Source organism: Paenarthrobacter sp. NPDC091669 (assembly GCF_044756725.1).
Taxonomy (GTDB): domain Bacteria; phylum Actinomycetota; class Actinomycetes; order Actinomycetales; family Micrococcaceae; genus Arthrobacter; species Arthrobacter bambusae_C.
In genome coordinates, this window is the sequence record NZ_JBIVTK010000007.1 from 1 (window position 1) to 17,288 (window position 17,288).

A 17,288-nucleotide genomic window follows, 5' to 3' on the forward strand; every position below is an offset into this window, starting at 1 on the left:
GCCCTCCAACGGCGGCCTCCCACCCCAACTCACCGTCACCATCGGCTACCAAGAACTCCTCGAACAAGTCCACAACCACCAACACCACAACACCGACAGCGGCACCGGCACCGGCACTGGCAACGGCACCGCGACTTTCACGGGGCCGAACCAGTCCGGCACCAGAACAGAGACAGGGACACATTCAGGGAGTGGGACTGGGACTGGAACTGGGACTGGGACTGGGACCGCGACGTTCACCGGCCCGATGCACCCGAACACCATCCGCAAAATCGCCTGCGACGCCGAGATCATCCCCGTCCTGCTCGGCAGCGACTCCCGCGTCCTGGACATCGGCCACACCACCCGGATCTTCCCACCCCACATCCGCAAAGCCATCACCGCCCGCGACCAAGGCTGCGCCTTCCCCGACTGCACCATGCCCGCCCCCTGGTGCGAAGCCCACCACACCACCTACTGGTCCCACGGCGGCACCACCTCAACAGAGAACGGCACCCTGCTCTGCAGCCACCACCACCACCTCATCCACAAAGAACAATGGCGCATCGACATGAAAACCCGCGTCCCCTGGTTCATCCCCCCACCCCACATCGACCCAACCCAAACACCCCGACGCAACCACCACCACACACCCCACAGAAACACGCCCCACAGAACATAGGAGGCGCGGGTCCAACGTGAGTGAAGAGTCCATGAGCCCGATCTTGCTGCGGGGACGATCTTGCGGGTGCGATATCCAGATAACCGTGAGGCGCCTGGCACCAATGGGGAGCACCAGCACGCCGGACACTAACGCAGCCCACGCAACCCCTGGGCACTCAAGCCGGTCGGATTAGCGCCAGCGCCAGCACCAGCGCCGACCGCTGTGCAGAGCCGGCCGGTGTGCAGAGCCGGCCGGTGTGCACGGAGACAAAGCGCCAAGCGAGGGAACTGCCGTTGCGTACGACAGAGGGCACTCAACAGACAGAGGGCACTCAGTACTGGAAGCGCCCGACTACAACCCATCGCCTTAAGGAGATGAACCGCCGTCGAGCGCTTGCCGAACCGGTTCACCCAGCAACCCGCGGGCTTAGCGCGAGGCGGGCCACCCTGTGTAGGACTCTGCGAGGTATGCCTTCGCGTGCTCGGAAGTGACCACCGAGTGCAGTTCACCGAGTTGGCGGGCGCGGTCGAAGTCGTCGGCACCCGGCACTGTGTGCAGCATGGACGTCATCCAGTACGAGAAGTGCTGGGCCTTCCACACGCGGTCCAAAGCGCGGTCGCTGTACGAATCCAACAACGCCGCGGAGCCCTTGGAATAGAAGGAGTCGAGGCCCTCGAAGAGCATTTTGACGTCGTGGATGGCCAGGTTGAGGCCTTTGGCTCCCGTGGGAGGAACAGTGTGCGCTGCGTCGCCGGCCAGGAAGAGGTTGCCGTGGCGCATGGGAGTGTGGACGAAGCTGCGGAACGGCAGGACCATCTTCTCCAGGACGGGCCCTTCCTTGAGCTCGAACCCGTTGCCATTGACGCGCTTGCGGAATTCGTTCCAGATGCGTTCGTCATCCCAGTCGGCCACATTTTCCTTGGGATCGCACTGGAAGTACATCCGCTGCACGGTTTCGGTGCGCTGGCTGATCAGGGCGAATCCGTTCTCGGAGTTGGCATAGATCAGTTCGTCGGCGCTGCGCGGGGCTTCGGCGAGGATTCCGAACCACGCGAAGGGGTACTCGTGGAAGTACCACTTGCGGTTGGCCTCGGGAATCTGGAAGCGGCAGTGGCTGCGGGATCCGTCAGCGCCCACCAGGAAGTCGGCCTGGATTTCGAATTCCTGGCCGTCTGCGTCCGTGAACCACACCTTTGGCTTGCCTTCGAGGTCGTGAACCGCGGTGTCCGTGACGCTGTACCGGACGTCACCGCCGTCGGCCTCCCGCTTCGCGGCGAGGTCCATGAAAACGTCAGTTTGCGGGTAAAGCCACACGGATTCTCCGACGAGTTCCTTGAAGTTGATGCGGTGGCTCTCGCCATTGAACCGCAACTCGATGCCGTCGTGCCGGTCGCCCTCGCGAAGCACCCGGTCCGAAACGCCGGAATCCACCAACAAGTTAACAGTGCCGTGCTCAAGAATTCCGGCGCGAACCGTCTCCTGAATCTCCTTGCGGCTGCGGATCTCCACAACGATGGACTCAATGCCCTGTTTGGCCAGCAAATGGGAGAGCATGAGGCCTGCGGGGCCTGCGCCCATAATGGCCACTTGGGTGGTGATGAGTGTGCGTGCCATGGTTGTTCCTCGCTTCGTTGCGGATCCCGGCTTGCTTGAAAGCGGGATGAATCTGGATTCAGTGTGGCCCGCAACGGGTGATTGGCGTTACATCAATTCCGTTGAACGGAAGCTCAGTCAATCGCCGAGTTGACGTCCAATGCCACGAGCCGCCGTCTGGAGCGCGGGCACCAGCGCCTGCAGCCTCATCTCAGCCAGCGGGACCACGACACCCAGTGCCGCCACGGTCCGACGCTTGTGATTCATCACAGGAACGGCGATGCCCCACGTGTCCGGATCCACAACGCCCGCGAGTTGCGCGTATCCCTGTTGCACCGCTTCGGCCAGGAAATGACGCACGACGTCGGCAGTCACCTTTCCGGTAGGGTCCTCGAATTGTTCGAGGTACTCCGCCTGCAGTTCCCGAGATTGGTGGGACATGAGGGCCAGCCCTGCCGATGAGATATGCACAGGCATCCTTCCGGCGATCCTGGCACGGTTGGCGACTGACCCCCTCCGCGAAAGCCGCTCCACGAAGAGCGCTTCCCACCCATCCAGCACGGCAAGGTTCACGTTCTGGTTCAAAACCTGCTGGATGTCTTCCATGAAGGGCATGGCTGCTTGACGAAGGGCCAGGGTGGGCGAATTGCGGTTGACGAGTTCCCACAAACGCAAGCCAAGGCGCACGGTCCCGCCCGCGCCAAGATCCAGCAACCCATGCTCCGAGAGTTGGCGGACCAGCCGATGCGCCGAGGACAGAGGAAGCCCGGCCCGGTCAGCCAACTCGGTCAATTGGAGCGAGGTCACCCCCTCAGGGAAGGCCTCGATGACCCGCACTACGCGGTCGACTACGGAGTCACCGGATGCCGAGTTAGCCACGATGCGCTCCTTTGCTTGCTGGTCGGTTGCTTGTTGGAGACTGGGGCTGCTGCGCGGAGAGTGGTGACATCCGTGCCAGCAAAAGCTTCCATTCAATGGTAGAACGTGTGCCACACAACACCGGACGGTGATACAACTCTCATGACCGACCGAACGTTCTTTGGCCACGAAACAACCAGCCAAGGCAACAAACAACGAAGTACCGAGGACGCTATGCCAACGATGTCATCTGCCCGCCGTTCCCAATGGCCCGTTTGGCTCTGCTGGCTGGCCATGGTGCTGGACGGCTTCGACCTCGTGGTTCTCGGAACCGTCATCCCCACACTCATCAAGACCGGTGATCTGGGCTTCGACGCGGTCGGAGCCACCTTCGCTGCCACCATCTCCTTGGTTGGCGTTGGTCTTGGGGCGCTCTTCATCGCGCCGCTGTCGGACAAGTTTGGTCGCAGGAAACTCCTGATCGCCTGCGTGGCAGGCTTCTCGCTGTTCACCATCGGCGTTGCCTTCGCCCCGAACGTTGCGGTCTTCTCACTGCTCCGCCTGCTGGCCGGTCTCGGCTTGGGCGCCTGCCTTCCGGCGGCGTTGGCATACATGAACGACTACGCCCCAGCAGGGTCGGCCGGAAAGTCCACCACCCGGACCATGACCGGGTACCACGTGGGGGCTGTAGCCACGGCTCTGCTGGCAATTTTCATTGTTCCCGACTGGCGGCTCATGTTCATCATCGGTGGTGTGGCTGGGCTGGTGCTGCTGCCATTCCTGTGGGCCAAGTTGCCCGAATCTCTCCCGGAAGCAGCTCCTGCCAAGGCCGGCGAGTCCAAGGCGGGCGGCTCCAAGGCGGGCGAACCCGGGGCGGGCGCAGCCGCGAAGTCGGCAGCCGCCGTCGAACATTCCGGCGGTACTCAACAAAAGACCGGCTTCCGCGACCTCCTGCAGAAGCCCTATCCTCTGGTGGCGGTTGGTATCGGCATTGCGTCCTTCATGGGGCTGCTGCTGGTGTACGGGCTGAATACGTGGCTGCCGCAACTGATGGCCGCCGCCGGATATCCCGTGAGCACCGGACTGACGCTGTTGCTGGTCCTGAATGTGGGCGCCGTGGCGGGGCTGTTCGTCGCCGGAATACTTGCCGACAGGCATGGGACCAAGAAGATCGTGCTGCTGTGGTTCGGGTTGTCGGCGGTGCTGCTGGCCATCCTCAGCGTCAAGATCCAGAACGAATTCCTGCTCAACGCGGCCGTCTTCGTGACGGGTGTCTTCGTCTTCAGCTCCCAGGTGCTGGTGTATGCCTGGGTCAGCCAGCTCTTCCCGGCCAGGCTCCGCGGAACCGCTCTGGGCTTCGCTGCCGGGGTTGGCAGGCTGGGTGCGATCGTTGGTCCTGCGGTGACCGGAACCCTGGTGGCCGCGAATATTGCTTATCCTGCAGGCTTCTACGTCTTCGCAGCCGCCGGTCTCCTGGCCGTTGCAGCGCTGTTCCTGGTGCCGCATGAGGTCAAGGCCGCCGACACCTCCGTGCCGTCCCGCCACTAGCCCGTCTTTCGCCACCCGGGACCCTCAGCCCAGGACTTACCGCCCAGGATTCAATGGCCCGGCCCTTGACGCAGGGACTCGTGCGCTTTCGCGAGCAGCTGCGGACCTGCCACGAACCAGCGCTCCGTGGAGTTCTGCAGCGCGGGGAGTGCCAGGACCGCTGAGTCGAAATGGTGCTCCCGGATCATGTTTTCAATGGCCCGGCACCGGTTCTCCGTCTCGACGGCACCCACCATGGCGGAGGAAATCCTGAGGCTCAAGACAGCGTCCATACTGGCATCGGCATCGTGCAGGCAAAGACCAGTGGAGATTCTGAGGATCCGGCCGGGCAGCATGGACAGATATGTCGAGAGGAAGCTGATGGCCGGCGCAGAGTCGTCCAACTCCTCAGCCAGTGCCTGCAGCGTGCACGATTCCAGGACAGAATCCGTTGGTGTCCGGTGTGGTTCAGCGTGACTCGTCACTGCCCGCCAGTCACTCACTACGTGCTGTTTGGGGTTCTGCGGCGCCAGTGGCGATGACCTTGGTGATCAGCCGGGTTTCCACCTGCTGGTCTTCGACCGGGATGTGGCCGGTGACCACGGCAGCGGGCCGGGTCGCGGAGACGACGACGGGCCGGGTCGCGGAGACGGCGGAGACAGGCCGGGTCGCGGTGACGACAACGGCAGGCCGGGCAGCGGTGACGACGCAGGCAGCGGACTTGCTCCCGATTCCAGCGGGCTCCACGGCGGAACGCCGATCTTGGAGGGCTGATCCCTTGATGCTGTTGATGCTGTTGCGGGTGCTCATTGTCCTGGCGTTCCTTCCTTGTGTTGATCGGGCCTTGTGTTGATCTGGCCTTGTGTTGATCGGGCCTTGTGTTGATCGGCTTTCTGTAGGAGGTCTGTACCAAAGTCTGCGCGGCCGGGCTCAGGACTTCCTGCGGAGAACTCGCTCGGGAGTATGACCTGCTCATGAGTACGGCTGGCCCCAAATATGGCTGACCAGGAAATACCGGCGGACCTGATCGGGCAGGGGGGCGCCCGACCAGGCCCGGCGGGGCTTGATGGTGTTTCTGTTGCGGCAGTCGCAGCGGGCTGACCGTCCGGTGTTACAGCGGGCTGACGGTTGTGGGTCAGCGGGGTGGGGGTTTACTTGGTGGTTTCGGTGCGTTGGGTGCCGGTGAAGGAGAAGGCGACGGTCGACGTCGCGCCTTGGAAGTCGTTGTTCGCGGTGGTGGGGAAGGCGGTGGTGACTTTGAGGTTGTCGGTCTTGGCCGAGGTTACGGAGCTGAGGTTGGCCAGGGCTTTGTTGGCGGTGATGACCGGGGCGGAGGCCAGGACGGTGGTCTTGGTTCCGGTGCAGGTGTAGGGGGCTGCGGTGCCGGTCCAGGCCACGGAGCAGTTTTCGATGGTCAGCTGCAGGCCGTTGGTGGTGTCTGTGGTGAGCAGGGATCCGGTGGTTCCGGCGGAGGTGGTGAGGGTGACGTTGTTCAGGTCCGAGTTGCCGGTGTTGGCCAGGGTGACGAGTTTTTCGACCTTGTCTCCGGGGAGCAATCCTGCGATGGGGACGTTGAGGGTGTTGGCCGGGCCGGGGGCGCCCAGGGCGATGGTGACCGTACCTGCGGTGACAGCCTGCGACGCGGAGGTCGAGGAGGTGAACGCACCGTAGGTTCCCATGCCGGCGACGGCGGCTGCGGTGCCGACCAGTGCGACGGAGGCGAGGATTTTGCCGGAGGTGGTCTTGAGGCTGATGGCCATCTGGGTGTGGTCCTTTCGGGAGGCCACCGCGGGTCCGGCCGGCCGTTTCTTCCAGCCTCTCTGGCTGACAAGAACTACTGTGCCGGGGCTGGATCAAGAACCAATCCTGCAAACCCGCAACACTTCCTCAGGAAAACCTCAAGACTCACCACAGCCCCAGCAACCCCATATGAAACACTCATGGGGCACGTGAAAGGCCAAGGAAAGGGCACAAGGATGCCGATGTGGTTGCAGGCCATGATGTGGGGAACGCTGGCTGGCGGAGCCCTTGTCCTCGGCGCAGGCATTGCGTGGCTGTGGAAAGTCCCGCCCAAGGTTGTTTCCACAGTGATGGCCTTCGGCGCGGGCGTCCTGATCTCAGCCCTTGCATTCGAACTGGTGGACGAAGCCGTCCAAGGCGGCGGCTTGATCCCCACCATCCTGGGTTTCCTCCTTGGTGCGCTCATTTTTGTCGGCTCGAACGTTTTGCTGGCTCGCGCCGGGGCAAAACATCGGAAACGCTCCACCGGCCCCCAGCCCTCCGAGAAGGACAGCCCCGGAAGCGGAACGGCCATCGCCGTGGGTGCGCTGATTGACGGCATTCCCGAATCGGTGGTGCTCGGCGTCGGCCTCCTTGCCGGTGGGGCGGTGAGCCCGGCCATGCTGGCCGCCGTCTTCATCTCCAATGTTCCAGAGGGCCTGTCCAGCACAGCCGGCATGAAGAAGGCCGGGCGCAGCCCCGCTTACGTCTTTGGCACGTGGACCGGCATCGCTGTGTTCAGCGGACTCGCAGCGCTCATCGGTTACACCGCTTTGGAGAACGCCCCCGGGACTGTCATTGCGTTCATCACCGCAATCGCCGCCGGCGGAATCCTGGCCATGCTTGCGGACACCATGATTCCCGAGGCTTTCGAAGAGCACCATAACCTCACGGGGCTGACGGCCGCCGTCGGGTTCCTGAGTGCCTTCACGATCCATCACGTCGGCGGCTAAGGGCGAAGGCCATCAGGAGCTAGTGCGGCAGCAGCCCCAGCAATGGCAAGGCGACCGCCGTCGACACTGCCATGGCCGCCGTGTTGCCAATGACCGGGTGAAAACCGGCGGGCAGGCGAGCGGAAACCGCGCGGGCAAGGGGCGGCGCCAGGACTGCTCCCAGCACGGCTCCGCCCACCACCGAGGACCACGAGCCTCCGTAGGCCAGGACGGCGGCAGGGGCCACGGACACCACGGACGCATAGGTGGCAGCCCACCCGCCGTCGAGGTACCAGCGCTGCCAGAGGACGACGCCGAGTGCGGAGGTCAGCGCTTGGGCGAACAGTATGTGGGGCAACAGGTTGGTTCCGTACGACGGCAGCGCCGGGTTGAGCACGAACGCCGCCGCAACGGCCAGAATCACGCCGATACCGGCGAGCTCGTTGGCCAGGAAGTTGGTCTCGGTGAAGTCCTTGAGGACGCGGCGCGCAGCCCACGCGGCATCGTTTCGGAAAGTGCGGCGAACGCTCGACGGCGGGCGGTACAGTTTTGGCGGTCGGCCCGGCTCCTGCAGGGCCAGCCACGGCAACCGCCGGGCCACCATGAACGCCAACACGGAACCAACGGACATCGCGAGGACGTTTGCCACCACCACGGGCAGGCCGAGCGGGGCCGATACGGCCGGAATGAACAGCCAAGCCAGCGGCGTCGTGGTGGCTGCTCCCAGAACGGCACCGGTGACACAGGTCTTCCAGCCGGCCCCGTAGAGAAGGACCATGGCGGGAGCGACGCAAACAAACGGCACAAACGTGGGCTGCCACCCGTCGTCGAGCATCCACCCGAAAGCCAGGTTGGACAGGAGCAAACTCAGCGATGCCGACGCCATCACCCACGGCCCGAGGCCGGTCCCGTAGGTGAGCGATCCCGCCCAACTTCTCCCCCGCCGCCCGGTCCACCATGCCAACGCGGCCCCGGACAGCAGGCCGAGCGCGGCGAGATCCGACGCCCAGAACAAGGGCTCGGTCATGTCGCTGAGGAACCAGCGCAAGGCAGTCACCGGTGAGTCGGAGACGGTTTCCGGCCACCCCATGTACACCGGACCAATCCTCGGAGACAGTTGCGCGAGCGTGTGCACGAGCAACGCCAAGACCCCGACGACAGCCGCCATGCTGAACGCCCCCAAGGCGACTGCTGCCGAACGGTGATGGGTCGCTTGCTCCGGTCCTCGCGTGACCTTGGGCTTGGATGGGAGGGCGGCGGCCGGAGGAGTCGGGAAAGAGTGCGTCATTGGAACCCTAAAACGTGCGGTGGTGCGTGGCTTTGAGCAGCGTAACCGACCGTTTGACGCCACCTGCAACGGCCAAGTTATGGGGAAATTGTGACCGGCCGGGCGCCCAACCCAGCCGCCCAGATAACCCAGCCACCCCAGGCAAGCCGCCCCAGCTACCGGGTCTCACCATCTCCGCTCACCCTTAGTGGGTGATCTTTCTGTCCAATCGCTGCCGATCCAGCGCGGGCGGCCGCTGGCCGGTCCGGGCGAATCGAGAATGGTGTTGTGGTCCCGCCGGGGAACGGGTCCCTTGCCGGATGACGACGGCCCTGCCCCGGGCCGAACGAACGATGGGAAAGACACCATGAACTTTTTGGAATCGTTGTGGAGCATCATTGTCGCTTTCTTCTTCATTGCCTATTTGATCCTCCTTTTTCAGATCATTTCCGATCTTCTCCGCGACAAAGCCCTGGGTGGTGGTGTAAAAGCCCTGTGGATTCTGTGCCTGTTTGTGGCCCCGTTTATCTCGGCCCTGATCTACGTCATCATGCGTGGGAAAGGAATGGCCCTTCGCAGCGAAATACGCGTCCGTGAATCGGTGGAGGAAGCCGAGAATTACATCAGGGAGGTTGCGGGAGGACCCACGCCCACCCAGCAAATCGAGTCAGCCAAAGCACTGCTTGCCGCTGGTGACATTACCGAGGCGGAGTACGCTCGCCTGAAGGAGCTCGCTTTGGCCTGATTCGACGGCCCGCCATTCATGTACTGCCGAAAGGGACCGCATGACGCGATTGAAGGCATTCCCACTGTTGGAAGGCGGGCCGTTCCGATTCGGCCTGATAACGGCTTTGGGTGTTCTGGTTGCCTTGGCCCTGGGCTCGGCGGTCATCACGTTGCGGTATTCGCTGACGTTGATTTTCGCGGCCCTGTTTATTTCCTTGGGCCTGTATCCGCTGGTGCGCTGGCTGGAGCGCTGGAAACTTTCGCGTGGCGAGGCCGTACTCGCGGTGGCTGTTGGCTTCCTGGTGATGGTGGCCCTTTTGATCCGCTTCGTGGTCCCCATCCTGGTGGAGGAAGGCACCGCGCTGGTCCGGTTGCTTCCTTCCAGCTTTGACGCAGTGGGTGAGCAAGAGTGGTTCCGGGATTTCAACGGTTCACTGGGCGGAGCCTTGACTCCGTTGCTGGAATGGTTGGAAACCTCGGCGGCGGATCCCAACGTCTGGCTGGCAATTGGCGGCGGAGCCGTCCAGGTTGGCTACAACGTGGTGAACGGGACCTTCGCCGTGGTCTTCGTGGTTGTCCTGACCCTCTATTTCGTCGCCGGGCACGAGGTCATGAAGTCCAGCCTCTATGCACTGGTGCCGGCATCCCGCAGGGAATCATTCGCGGATATCTCCGAAACAATCATTGCCTCCGTGGGTAAATACCTGAGCGGCATGTCGGTCCTGGCCCTCTTCAATGCAATCTTCACCTTTATTCTCCTTTCCGTGGCCGGAGTCAGATATGCGGCTGTACTCGCCGTCCTGGCATTCCCCATTACCCTCATTCCTCTGGTGGGCAGTGCGATCAGCACCGCCATCATCACCGTGGTTTCACTTTTCACGTCCCCTTCAACGGCGGTTGTTGTTTTCCTCGTCATGCTGGCCTACATGCAGGTTGAGGCCTACGTCCTGACGCCCCGTGTGGTGGGTAAAGCCATCAGCATCCCGGGTTCTTTGGTGCTGATCGGCGCGATGGTGGGTGGTACGCTGCTGGGCCTGCTGGGAGCGCTGATCGCCTGCCCCACCACGGCTTCCATCCTGCTGATCATCAAAAAAGTGGTCATCCCACAGCAGAACGCCAAGTAGCGCGGCATGCAGGGATTACTGCACGACGCCGATACCGTCGCCTTGATCTTGTTGGCGCTCCACATCGTGCTCGGATCAATTGCCGCGGTGATGGTCTCGGCCAACCGGAAACCGTCGTCGGCCATTGCCTGGGTCCTGGCGATCATCTTCATTCCCTATCTGGGCACAGTGGCATTCCTGCTGGTGGGCCGCGGAAAACTCCCCAGGGCGCGGCGGGAGAAGCAACGCGCCGTCAACGAGCTCATGCTTGGACGCACACCTGGCCTCTCAGCAGTCAGCCACAGTGACGACTGGCCCGCCTGGCTGCGTTCCGCCGTCGAACTCAACCTCAGGCTCGGCGCGCTGCCCATGGTGGGCGGCAACCGCGCCGAATTGCTGGAGGACTACAGGGGTTGCTTTGACCGCATGATCGCGGACATGGACGCCGCTGAAGAGTACGTCCATGTGGAGTTCTACATTCTGGCCTTGGACACCACGACATCTCCATTCTTCGATGCCATGGCCAGGGCCTGCCACCGCGGCGTGGCGGTCAGGGTGCTCTTCGACCACCTGGCCGCAGTGGGCGACCCCAAGTACAAGGACATGCTGCAGGCTTTTGATGGCATGGGCGCCGAGTGGCACGCCATGCTTCCCCTGCGCCCCTTTAAGGGCCAATGGCAACGTCCGGACCTGCGCAACCACCGGAAACTGGTGGTGGTGGACGGAAGGGTTGGCTACACGGGCTCCCAAAACCTGATCGATGCCTCCTACAACAAGAAGCGGAACATCCGACGCGGCCTCCAATGGCATGAGCTGATGGTGCGTTTGGAGGGGCCTGCGGTGCGGGAACTCAACGCCGTGTTCGTCACCGACTGGTACAGCGAGTCCCAAACCCTGCTGCCGTTGGACACTTCACCGGTGGTCCTGGGGTCGGAGCCGGAGCTGATCGACGCCCAGGTCCTGCCCAGCGGTCCCAGCTTCGACAACGACAACAACCTCAAGCTCTACACCACGCTCATTTACAAGGCCGAGCACCGCGTCAGCATCACCAGCCCCTACTTTGTCCCCGACGAAGCCATCCAATTGGCCATCGTCACCGCAGCCTCCCGTGGTCTCAGCGTGGAGCTCTTTGTCTCGGAAGTGGGCGACCAGGCCATGGTCTACCACGCCCAGCGTTCCTACTATGAAGTCCTGCTGCGGGCCGGCGTCCGCATCTACCTTTACCGGGCCCCTCAGGTCCTCCACGCCAAGCACTTCACCATTGACCACGACGTCGCCGTGATCGGCTCAAGCAATATGGATGTCCGCTCGTTCAGCCTCAACATGGAAGTTTCAGTGCTGGTCCACGGCCGGTCCATCGTGGACCGGATGCGGGCCGTCGAGGACAGCTACCGCGCGGCGAGCACAGAGTTGTTGCTGGAGGACTGGTTGCGGCGGCCGGTGGGCCAGGTGGCTCTGGACAACTTGGCCAGGCTGACATCGTCGTTGCAATAGCGCGCCCGGGTTAAGTCAGTCGTCCAGTTGCAAATACCACGTTACTGCGGCGCTGATCCCCCTGCCCAACAGCAGCGAGACGGCAATGGCAATGACAACGGCGAACTCTGTGGAAAGCCCCGGCAAAAGCCCGGACAAGGCTCCAATGCCCACCGAGTAGGCGGACCACAGGATGCCCGCCGCGACGGAATAGAGGACAAACCTGCCGCGCGGGACCGGGGTGATGGCGCTGGCTACATTCATGGTCAGCCGTCCGAGCGGGACAAACCGGGACGTGAGGACCCAGGACGCGGAGTGCTTGGATAGACGCTCCCGGGATGCATGCAGGGCCTTCTGCGTCCGGGCGCCCTGGAGGATCTTCCAGTTGGCCATGTCCCGACGCCGGACCAATTCATACGCACCGAGGTCTCCGGCAACCGCTCCGGCCAGCATCGCGGCCACCAACAGGTATCCGTTCGGGAGATTGTCTGTGGCGGACAGGGCCCCCAAAGCCACAAACAAGGACGTGGTGGGAATGGGTGGAAAGACTGCCGACAACGCCACGAACACGGCCCCGAGCGGGTAGACCCAGCCGGAATCCGCAGCGCTCATGATGTCCCTGAAAGCCTGCACGGTGAAACCCCCTTCCGGGCTTCGCCCAAGCGTCTCACGGAGGACAACACCATCCTTACGCCCAGAGGCCGCCGCGCGGATCGCCCGTACTGGGTGAATCCTCGAAGTCCCGCCCCTACACTGAAGGAGTGGACGACCTCAGTGGTACCCGCCCGGACCTCTTGAGCCCCCAACTGATGGCGGTCTCCAAGCCGCCCTTGGACCTGCTGGCTCGGCCCCGGCTTGTGGCAAAACTGGATGCCACACCTGACACCGTCCTCCTCTGCGCCCCCGCCGGGTTCGGCAAATCGGTGATCCTCGGCCAATGGCTTGCCCGCCGGATGTACAACGTGGCGTGGGTGAGCCCGGACCACCAGGACGAGCCGGCCCTGTGGCCCTCAGTGCTTCAGGCGCTCCGGCATTGCCCAGCCATACCGGACGGTGCCTTGTGTCAATTTTCGGGAGCCGAGACGAATGCCCATGACGTCCTGGACCACTTGGCGGAGCAGTTGACCGCCGCCGAAGGGACCATCCGTCTTGTCATCGACGGCGTTGAGGGCTTCCCGGCAGATGACCGCGATCGATGGATTCCAGCGCTGCTGAACCAAGAGCATCTGCCCCTCCAACTTGTCCTGGCCACCAGGGAAAGCACGACTGTTGACCCGGGACGAGCCCGCCTCAGCGGGCGGATTCTGGAACTGCAATCGCACGATCTCGCTTTTTCCCTGGACGAGATCAACTCACTCGCGGCCAAGACCATCACGTTGCTGGGCACGCATCAACTGGGCGAACTGTTCCGTCAAACCGGGGGCTGGCCCGCTTGTGTGGTGCTTGCTTTGCGTTCGCTGCGCCAAGCCGCGGACGTAGAAACGTCCGTGGGCGACATCGCAGCCAACAACCGCCAACTCGCCGAGTATCTGGACCATGAAATTCTCCGTTCGCTCACCCTGGACGAGCGGCACGTGCTCTCCAGTACCAGCGTGTGCCGTGTCCTCGTGGCCGCCCAAGCCAATGCCCTTTCGGGCCACCGGAACGCTGGGAACGTCCTCGCCAGGTTGGCGGACCACCGCGATCTGGTGGAATCCGCAGGGAGTGGCCGGAACGTCTTCCTGGTCCGGCCACCGATCAGGGCCTACTTCCGGGCGGAGCTTGCCCGGAAGGAGCCCGACGTATTGCTCTGTCTCCACCGGATCGCCTCGCAGTGGCACGAGCAGGCAGGCGAACCCGAGCCCGCCCTCCGGCACGCCATGGACTCAGGTGACTGCCTGTTGATCGGCTCAATCCTCGAACGGCATGGAGCAACCCTCTTGGGATCAGGCGGAGTCACGAGGGTTCGGAGGGCCATCGCGGCGTTGCCGGATTCCGCCCTGGCGGCGAGTCCCAAGCTCTGCCTGGTTGCGGCGCTGGCCCATGTGGAAAGCCGACAGCCCACCACCGCTGCCCGTTACCTGGCGGCCGCGAATCGGCTGTGGACAGAAGACCCGCCCTCCGACCTCGCAGAACTCCGCGCCCTGGCAGAAGCCCGCCTTTCCTGGTTCAGCGGGGATTGGGAGAACCAGGACCCCAAAACCACCGCTGACTTTGCAGCCCTTCCCTTGTCACGGCAGAGCGACATCCGGATCGAAGCGAGGATGGTTTCGGTCACCGCCGCCGTGGTCGGGCAGCACTACGGGGCCGCCGAAAACGACGCCCAGGAGGCACTGCTCGAGGCCATTGAAGCGGGTAACGGCTACCTTGCCGGCAAGGTGTACCTCAAGCTTGCCGGCATCTCCTCAATGCAAGGCCACCTCCGCCGCGCCGGTGAATATCTTCGGCAGGCAGAGGAGAAACTTCCGGCCTATGCGTGGACTGCGGGAGCCGGCCGATCGGTGGGCGCCCTGATGCACTCCGCTGCCGCTCTTCTCTGCGCCGAACCTGCAGCCGCCCTGAAATTTGCCGCCACGGCAAGTGCGGAACTGGGACAGCTGGGGTCCTCTTCCAAAGGAGTGGGAGCCGCCATGCGCGCCACCGTGGAACTGGTCACCGCGTCCGCCCACCTGGACTCAGGGGACAGACGGCACTCCCTGGATGGCATGCGGCAAGCCAGACTGAGGATCGGCCAGGACCATCTGTTCGCCCAGCCCATGGCGGCCTTCGTCGCGGTGATGGAACACACCGCTGCACTGTCCCTTGGGCATGCAGAGCGTGCCCGCGAAGTCCTGGAGTGGGCCGAGGAGATCATCCCCGGGACAGGTGAATTGTGCTTGCTGCGAGCGCAAGGCCCCGCGGGGATCAGCCGCTTCGACGCCGCCATCGAACGTCTCCGTCCACTTCACGCGGGCGCTGTTGCACCCCTGCTGGAATGGACGTGGCTTCACGTGAACGTCCTTGAGTGCTCCATTGCCATCCGTACAGGGCGGCGGACACTGGCCGGCAAACTCCTGGAAGAGGCGCTGGGCAGGGCCGACGATATAGGGGTTATCAGGCCTTTGGCCATCGCTCCCCAGGAGGTCATGGACCTGTTGGTGGAACGGGCGGGGACCCATGGGCCGCACGAGGAACTCGCCAAGCGGTTGCTGGCTTTAAGGCCTCCCGCTGATTCCCGGCTTGCGCCTTTGTTGACGCCCCGCGAGCGGGAGGTCCTCACCCTGCTCCCCTCACACTTATCGCAGGAACAGATGGCATCAGAGCTTCATTTGTCCGTGAATACCGTGAAAACCCACCTGCGGATCATCTATTCCAAGCTCGGCGCCGGGACCCGTCATGACGCCGTGTCCGCGGCCTACAAGTTCGGGTACCTGCCGTAGGCCGTGACCTCGTCGGACGCCCATCACTCACCCGATTGGGGTGACCCTGCGGTAGTAACCCGGACCTAGTCTGAAAGAATGCTGGCCAAAGACCCCACGGGTTACCCAAGGCATCAATGACAGACGTCATCGTCACGCTTCTGGTGCTTGCCGTGGTGATTGCTGCGTTCGTATGGAACCGCCTGCCGGTTGAGGTAGTGGCTCTCGGAGCAGCCTTGGCCCTTTACGGCACCGGGATTGTGGGATTGGACGACACATTCGCCGGTTTCGGGAGCGGAACCGTGGTGTTGATCGCTGCGCTGTTCGTGGTGGCGGAGGCGATCGATGCCGCGGGTGTCACCACGTGGCTGGGAAGCTTGCTGATCAGGTTTTCGGGAACGAGCCGCACCCGGCTGATGGTGTTGATGATGGTGTTGACGGCCTTGCTGACGGCCCTCATCAGTGTCAACGGAGCGGTCGCCGCCTTGTTGCCCATGGTGGTGGTCCTCGCAGTCCGGCTGGGACGGCGGCCCTCCGAACTCCTGATGCCCATGGCCTTCGCGGCCCACGCCGGGTCCCTGCTGATTCTTACCGGTTCGCCGGTCAACATCCTGATCCTCAACGCAGCGCTGGACACCACGGGAAAGGGAATCGGCTTCTTCGAGTTCGGGCTGGTGGGGCTTCCCTTGCTGCTCGGCACCATCGCTTTGACCCTGTGGCTGGGGCCGCGGCTTCTGCCCACGCGGACTCCTGACGCCCTACCGAAAGACCTGGGCTCCCACGGCGAGACGCTCATGAACCACTACCTCGGCGGAGAGGGGCTGAGCCGGCTCAGCATCCCGGCAGGATCAGCATTGGTGGGCCAGCCGGTTGCGTGCCTTCAGGACGGGCACGACGGCGGACACCTCCACCTCATCAGCGTGCAGCGGCCGGACGGAAAACCGTCCAACAACACCCTTTTTGAAGGCGGCGATGAGATCGTGGTCCGCGGCGGGCAGCAGACAATCGACGCCCTCGCTGCCCGGCACGGCCTCGAACAGGACGACGACGCCACGTGCGGCCTCATCAGCAGTACCTACGGAGTGGCCGAGGTAGTGGTGGCGCCGCGGTCGAACCTCGTCGGCACGGAGGCTTACCCCGGGATGGTCACGGACAGCGGGGACCTGGTGGTGTTGGCCCATCACCATCCGGGTGGGCCGGAATCGTCGGGACGCACGCTGATTACTGCGGGAGACAGACTGCTGCTTCAAGGATCCTGGTCGGCGCTGGATCAGCACACGGTGGACCACAATGTGTTGCTGGTTGATTCACCGGACACCATCCGCCGCCAAACAGTCCCGTTGGGTCCGCGGGCCACACCGGCGCTGATCACTTTGGGCGCCATGGTGGTTCTGCTGGCCACCAACCTCGTCCCTGCACCCGTCGCGGCCATGCTGGCGGCTTTGGCCATGGTGGTGCTGCGCGTTGTCACAGTTCAGCAAGCCCACCGTTCCATGGCCTGGACCACCCTCATCCTGGTGGCCGGCATGATTCCGCTGTCCACGGCCATCACTTCCACCGGCACCGCCGAGATCCTCGCCGAGGGAATGGTGGCAGTAGTAGGGAATGGCGGGCCTTTGCTGTTGCTCCTGGGGCTCTTTGTGGTGACTGCCGTACTCGGTCAGCTGATCAGCAATACGGCCACTGCCCTGATCATCATCCCTATCGCGCTTTCCGTGGCCCAGGAGTCGTCCATCAACCCCTACGCCGTGCTGATGTGCGTGTCCGTGGCTTCCTCCGCCGCGTTGCTGACGCCCGTGGCGACACCGGCCAACATGATGATCATGCAGCCTGCGGGCTACAGGTTTGGCGACTACTGGAAGTTCGGGCTGGCCATCATGGCACTGTACGCGGCAGTGGCCATCCTCTTGGTGCCGGTGTTCTGGCCCCTGCAGACGTAGCCGCTTTTCCAGACCCAAGACTCCAGAACCAGGACTCCAGAACCAGAACCCAATGATCGGAGAGAGACGC

The 17,288-nt window shown here is 63.5% G+C and carries 15 protein-coding genes; 8 read left to right on the forward strand and 7 right to left on the reverse strand.

Features of this window, described 5'->3' with window-relative positions:
* On the forward strand, nt 1-661 hold a 661-nt coding region (locus tag ACIQLI_RS12645), incomplete at its 5' end, for an HNH endonuclease signature motif containing protein (protein WP_400388823.1).
* Between the two features lie 408 nt (nt 662-1,069).
* Here the strand turns inward: ACIQLI_RS12645 and ACIQLI_RS12650 are convergent.
* Nucleotides 1,070-2,257, reverse strand: coding sequence for a 4-hydroxybenzoate 3-monooxygenase (locus ACIQLI_RS12650; protein WP_400388826.1), 1,188 nt, complete (start codon nt 2,255-2,257; stop codon nt 1,070-1,072).
* 117 nt (nt 2,258-2,374) lie between these two features.
* Entirely contained in the window at nt 2,375-3,115 is a 741-nt protein-coding gene (locus tag ACIQLI_RS12655) for an IclR family transcriptional regulator (RefSeq protein WP_400388829.1), read from the reverse strand.
* 213 nt (nt 3,116-3,328) lie between these two features.
* Between ACIQLI_RS12655 and ACIQLI_RS12660 the strand changes: the two genes are divergently transcribed.
* A complete protein-coding gene (locus ACIQLI_RS12660) occupies nt 3,329-4,642 on the forward strand; it encodes an MFS transporter (protein WP_400389533.1) in 1,314 nt (437 codons plus the stop codon).
* Nucleotides 4,643-4,692: 50 nt separating this feature from the next.
* Here ACIQLI_RS12660 and ACIQLI_RS12665 read toward each other — a convergent pair whose 3' ends face one another.
* The 3 genes from ACIQLI_RS12665 to ACIQLI_RS12675 form a co-directional block, all read right to left on the reverse strand.
* The gene (locus ACIQLI_RS12665) at nt 4,693-5,124 is read right to left on the reverse strand and encodes an Hpt domain-containing protein (RefSeq protein ID WP_400388832.1); all 432 of its coding nucleotides are present in this window, start codon (nt 5,122-5,124) and stop codon (nt 4,693-4,695) included.
* Entirely contained in the window at nt 5,117-5,431 is a 315-nt protein-coding gene (locus tag ACIQLI_RS12670) for a hypothetical protein (protein ID WP_400388835.1), read from the reverse strand. The genes ACIQLI_RS12665 and ACIQLI_RS12670 overlap by 8 nt, the downstream gene beginning before the upstream one ends.
* Nucleotides 5,432-5,772: 341 nt before the next feature.
* Nucleotides 5,773-6,381 carry a TasA family protein gene (locus ACIQLI_RS12675; RefSeq protein WP_400388838.1) on the reverse strand — a complete coding sequence of 203 codons (609 nt, stop codon included), beginning with the start codon at nt 6,379-6,381 and terminating at the stop codon, nt 5,773-5,775.
* A gap of 216 nt (nt 6,382-6,597) precedes the next feature.
* Between ACIQLI_RS12675 and ACIQLI_RS12680 the strand changes: the two genes are divergently transcribed.
* Nucleotides 6,598-7,353, forward strand: a complete 756-nt coding sequence (locus ACIQLI_RS12680) for a ZIP family zinc transporter (RefSeq protein WP_354232653.1) — start codon at nt 6,598-6,600, stop codon at nt 7,351-7,353.
* Between the two features lie 19 nt (nt 7,354-7,372).
* Here the strand turns inward: ACIQLI_RS12680 and ACIQLI_RS12685 are convergent, their stop codons facing one another.
* Complete coding sequence (locus ACIQLI_RS12685; RefSeq protein ID WP_400388841.1) at nt 7,373-8,620, reverse strand: hypothetical protein; 1,248 nt, start codon at nt 8,618-8,620, stop codon at nt 7,373-7,375.
* A 346-nt stretch (nt 8,621-8,966) separates the two neighbouring features.
* Between ACIQLI_RS12685 and ACIQLI_RS12690 the strand changes: the two genes are divergently transcribed.
* Genes ACIQLI_RS12690 through cls form a run of 3 tightly spaced genes read left to right on the forward strand, consistent with a single transcriptional unit; the run spans nt 8,967 to nt 11,922 of the window.
* Entirely contained in the window at nt 8,967-9,344 is a 378-nt protein-coding gene (locus ACIQLI_RS12690) for an SHOCT domain-containing protein (RefSeq protein ID WP_089596826.1), read from the forward strand.
* Nucleotides 9,345-9,384: 40 nt separating this feature from the next.
* Nucleotides 9,385-10,449: an AI-2E family transporter gene (locus ACIQLI_RS12695; protein WP_400388844.1), complete on the forward strand. Its 1,065-nt coding sequence runs from the start codon at nt 9,385-9,387 to the stop codon at nt 10,447-10,449.
* Nucleotides 10,450-10,455: 6 nt separating this feature from the next.
* Nucleotides 10,456-11,922 (forward strand): cardiolipin synthase, encoded by a 1,467-nt coding sequence (gene cls / locus ACIQLI_RS12700; protein WP_400388847.1) that lies wholly within the window; start codon nt 10,456-10,458, stop codon nt 11,920-11,922.
* Between the two features lie 15 nt (nt 11,923-11,937).
* Here cls and ACIQLI_RS12705 read toward each other — a convergent pair whose 3' ends face one another.
* On the reverse strand, nt 11,938-12,534 hold the full coding sequence (locus ACIQLI_RS12705; RefSeq protein ID WP_400388850.1) for a DedA family protein: 597 nt from the start codon (nt 12,532-12,534) through the stop codon (nt 11,938-11,940).
* 128 nt (nt 12,535-12,662) lie between these two features.
* On the opposite strand from ACIQLI_RS12705, the gene ACIQLI_RS12710 reads away from it, so the two are divergent.
* Together ACIQLI_RS12710 and ACIQLI_RS12715 are read left to right on the forward strand one after the other, a co-directional pair.
* Nucleotides 12,663-15,299 (forward strand): LuxR C-terminal-related transcriptional regulator, encoded by a 2,637-nt coding sequence (locus ACIQLI_RS12710; protein WP_400388853.1) that lies wholly within the window; start codon nt 12,663-12,665, stop codon nt 15,297-15,299.
* A gap of 116 nt (nt 15,300-15,415) precedes the next feature.
* Complete coding sequence (locus tag ACIQLI_RS12715) at nt 15,416-17,218, forward strand: SLC13 family permease (RefSeq protein ID WP_354232634.1); 1,803 nt, start codon at nt 15,416-15,418, stop codon at nt 17,216-17,218.
* The last annotated feature ends 70 nt before the right edge of the window (nt 17,219-17,288 follow it).

Bases quoted from the DNA above. Each gene is read 5' to 3' on its own strand.
- ACIQLI_RS12650 (WP_400388826.1), bottom strand. From the start codon at position 2,257: ATGGCACGCACACTCATCACCACCCAAGTGGCCATTATGGGCGCAGGC.
- ACIQLI_RS12660 (WP_400389533.1), top strand. From the start codon at position 3,329: ATGCCAACGATGTCATCTGCCCGCCGTTCCCAATGGCCCGTTTGGCTC.
- ACIQLI_RS12670 (WP_400388835.1), bottom strand. From the start codon at position 5,431: ATGAGCACCCGCAACAGCATCAACAGCATCAAGGGATCAGCCCTCCAA.
- ACIQLI_RS12675 (WP_400388838.1), bottom strand. From the start codon at position 6,381: ATGGCCATCAGCCTCAAGACCACCTCCGGCAAAATCCTCGCCTCCGTC.
- ACIQLI_RS12680 (WP_354232653.1), top strand. From the start codon at position 6,598: ATGCCGATGTGGTTGCAGGCCATGATGTGGGGAACGCTGGCTGGCGGA.
- ACIQLI_RS12685 (WP_400388841.1), bottom strand. From the start codon at position 8,620: ATGACGCACTCTTTCCCGACTCCTCCGGCCGCCGCCCTCCCATCCAAG.
- ACIQLI_RS12690 (WP_089596826.1), top strand. From the start codon at position 8,967: ATGAACTTTTTGGAATCGTTGTGGAGCATCATTGTCGCTTTCTTCTTC.
- ACIQLI_RS12695 (WP_400388844.1), top strand. From the start codon at position 9,385: ATGACGCGATTGAAGGCATTCCCACTGTTGGAAGGCGGGCCGTTCCGA.
- cls (WP_400388847.1), top strand. From the start codon at position 10,456: ATGCAGGGATTACTGCACGACGCCGATACCGTCGCCTTGATCTTGTTG.
- ACIQLI_RS12715 (WP_354232634.1), top strand. From the start codon at position 15,416: ATGACAGACGTCATCGTCACGCTTCTGGTGCTTGCCGTGGTGATTGCT.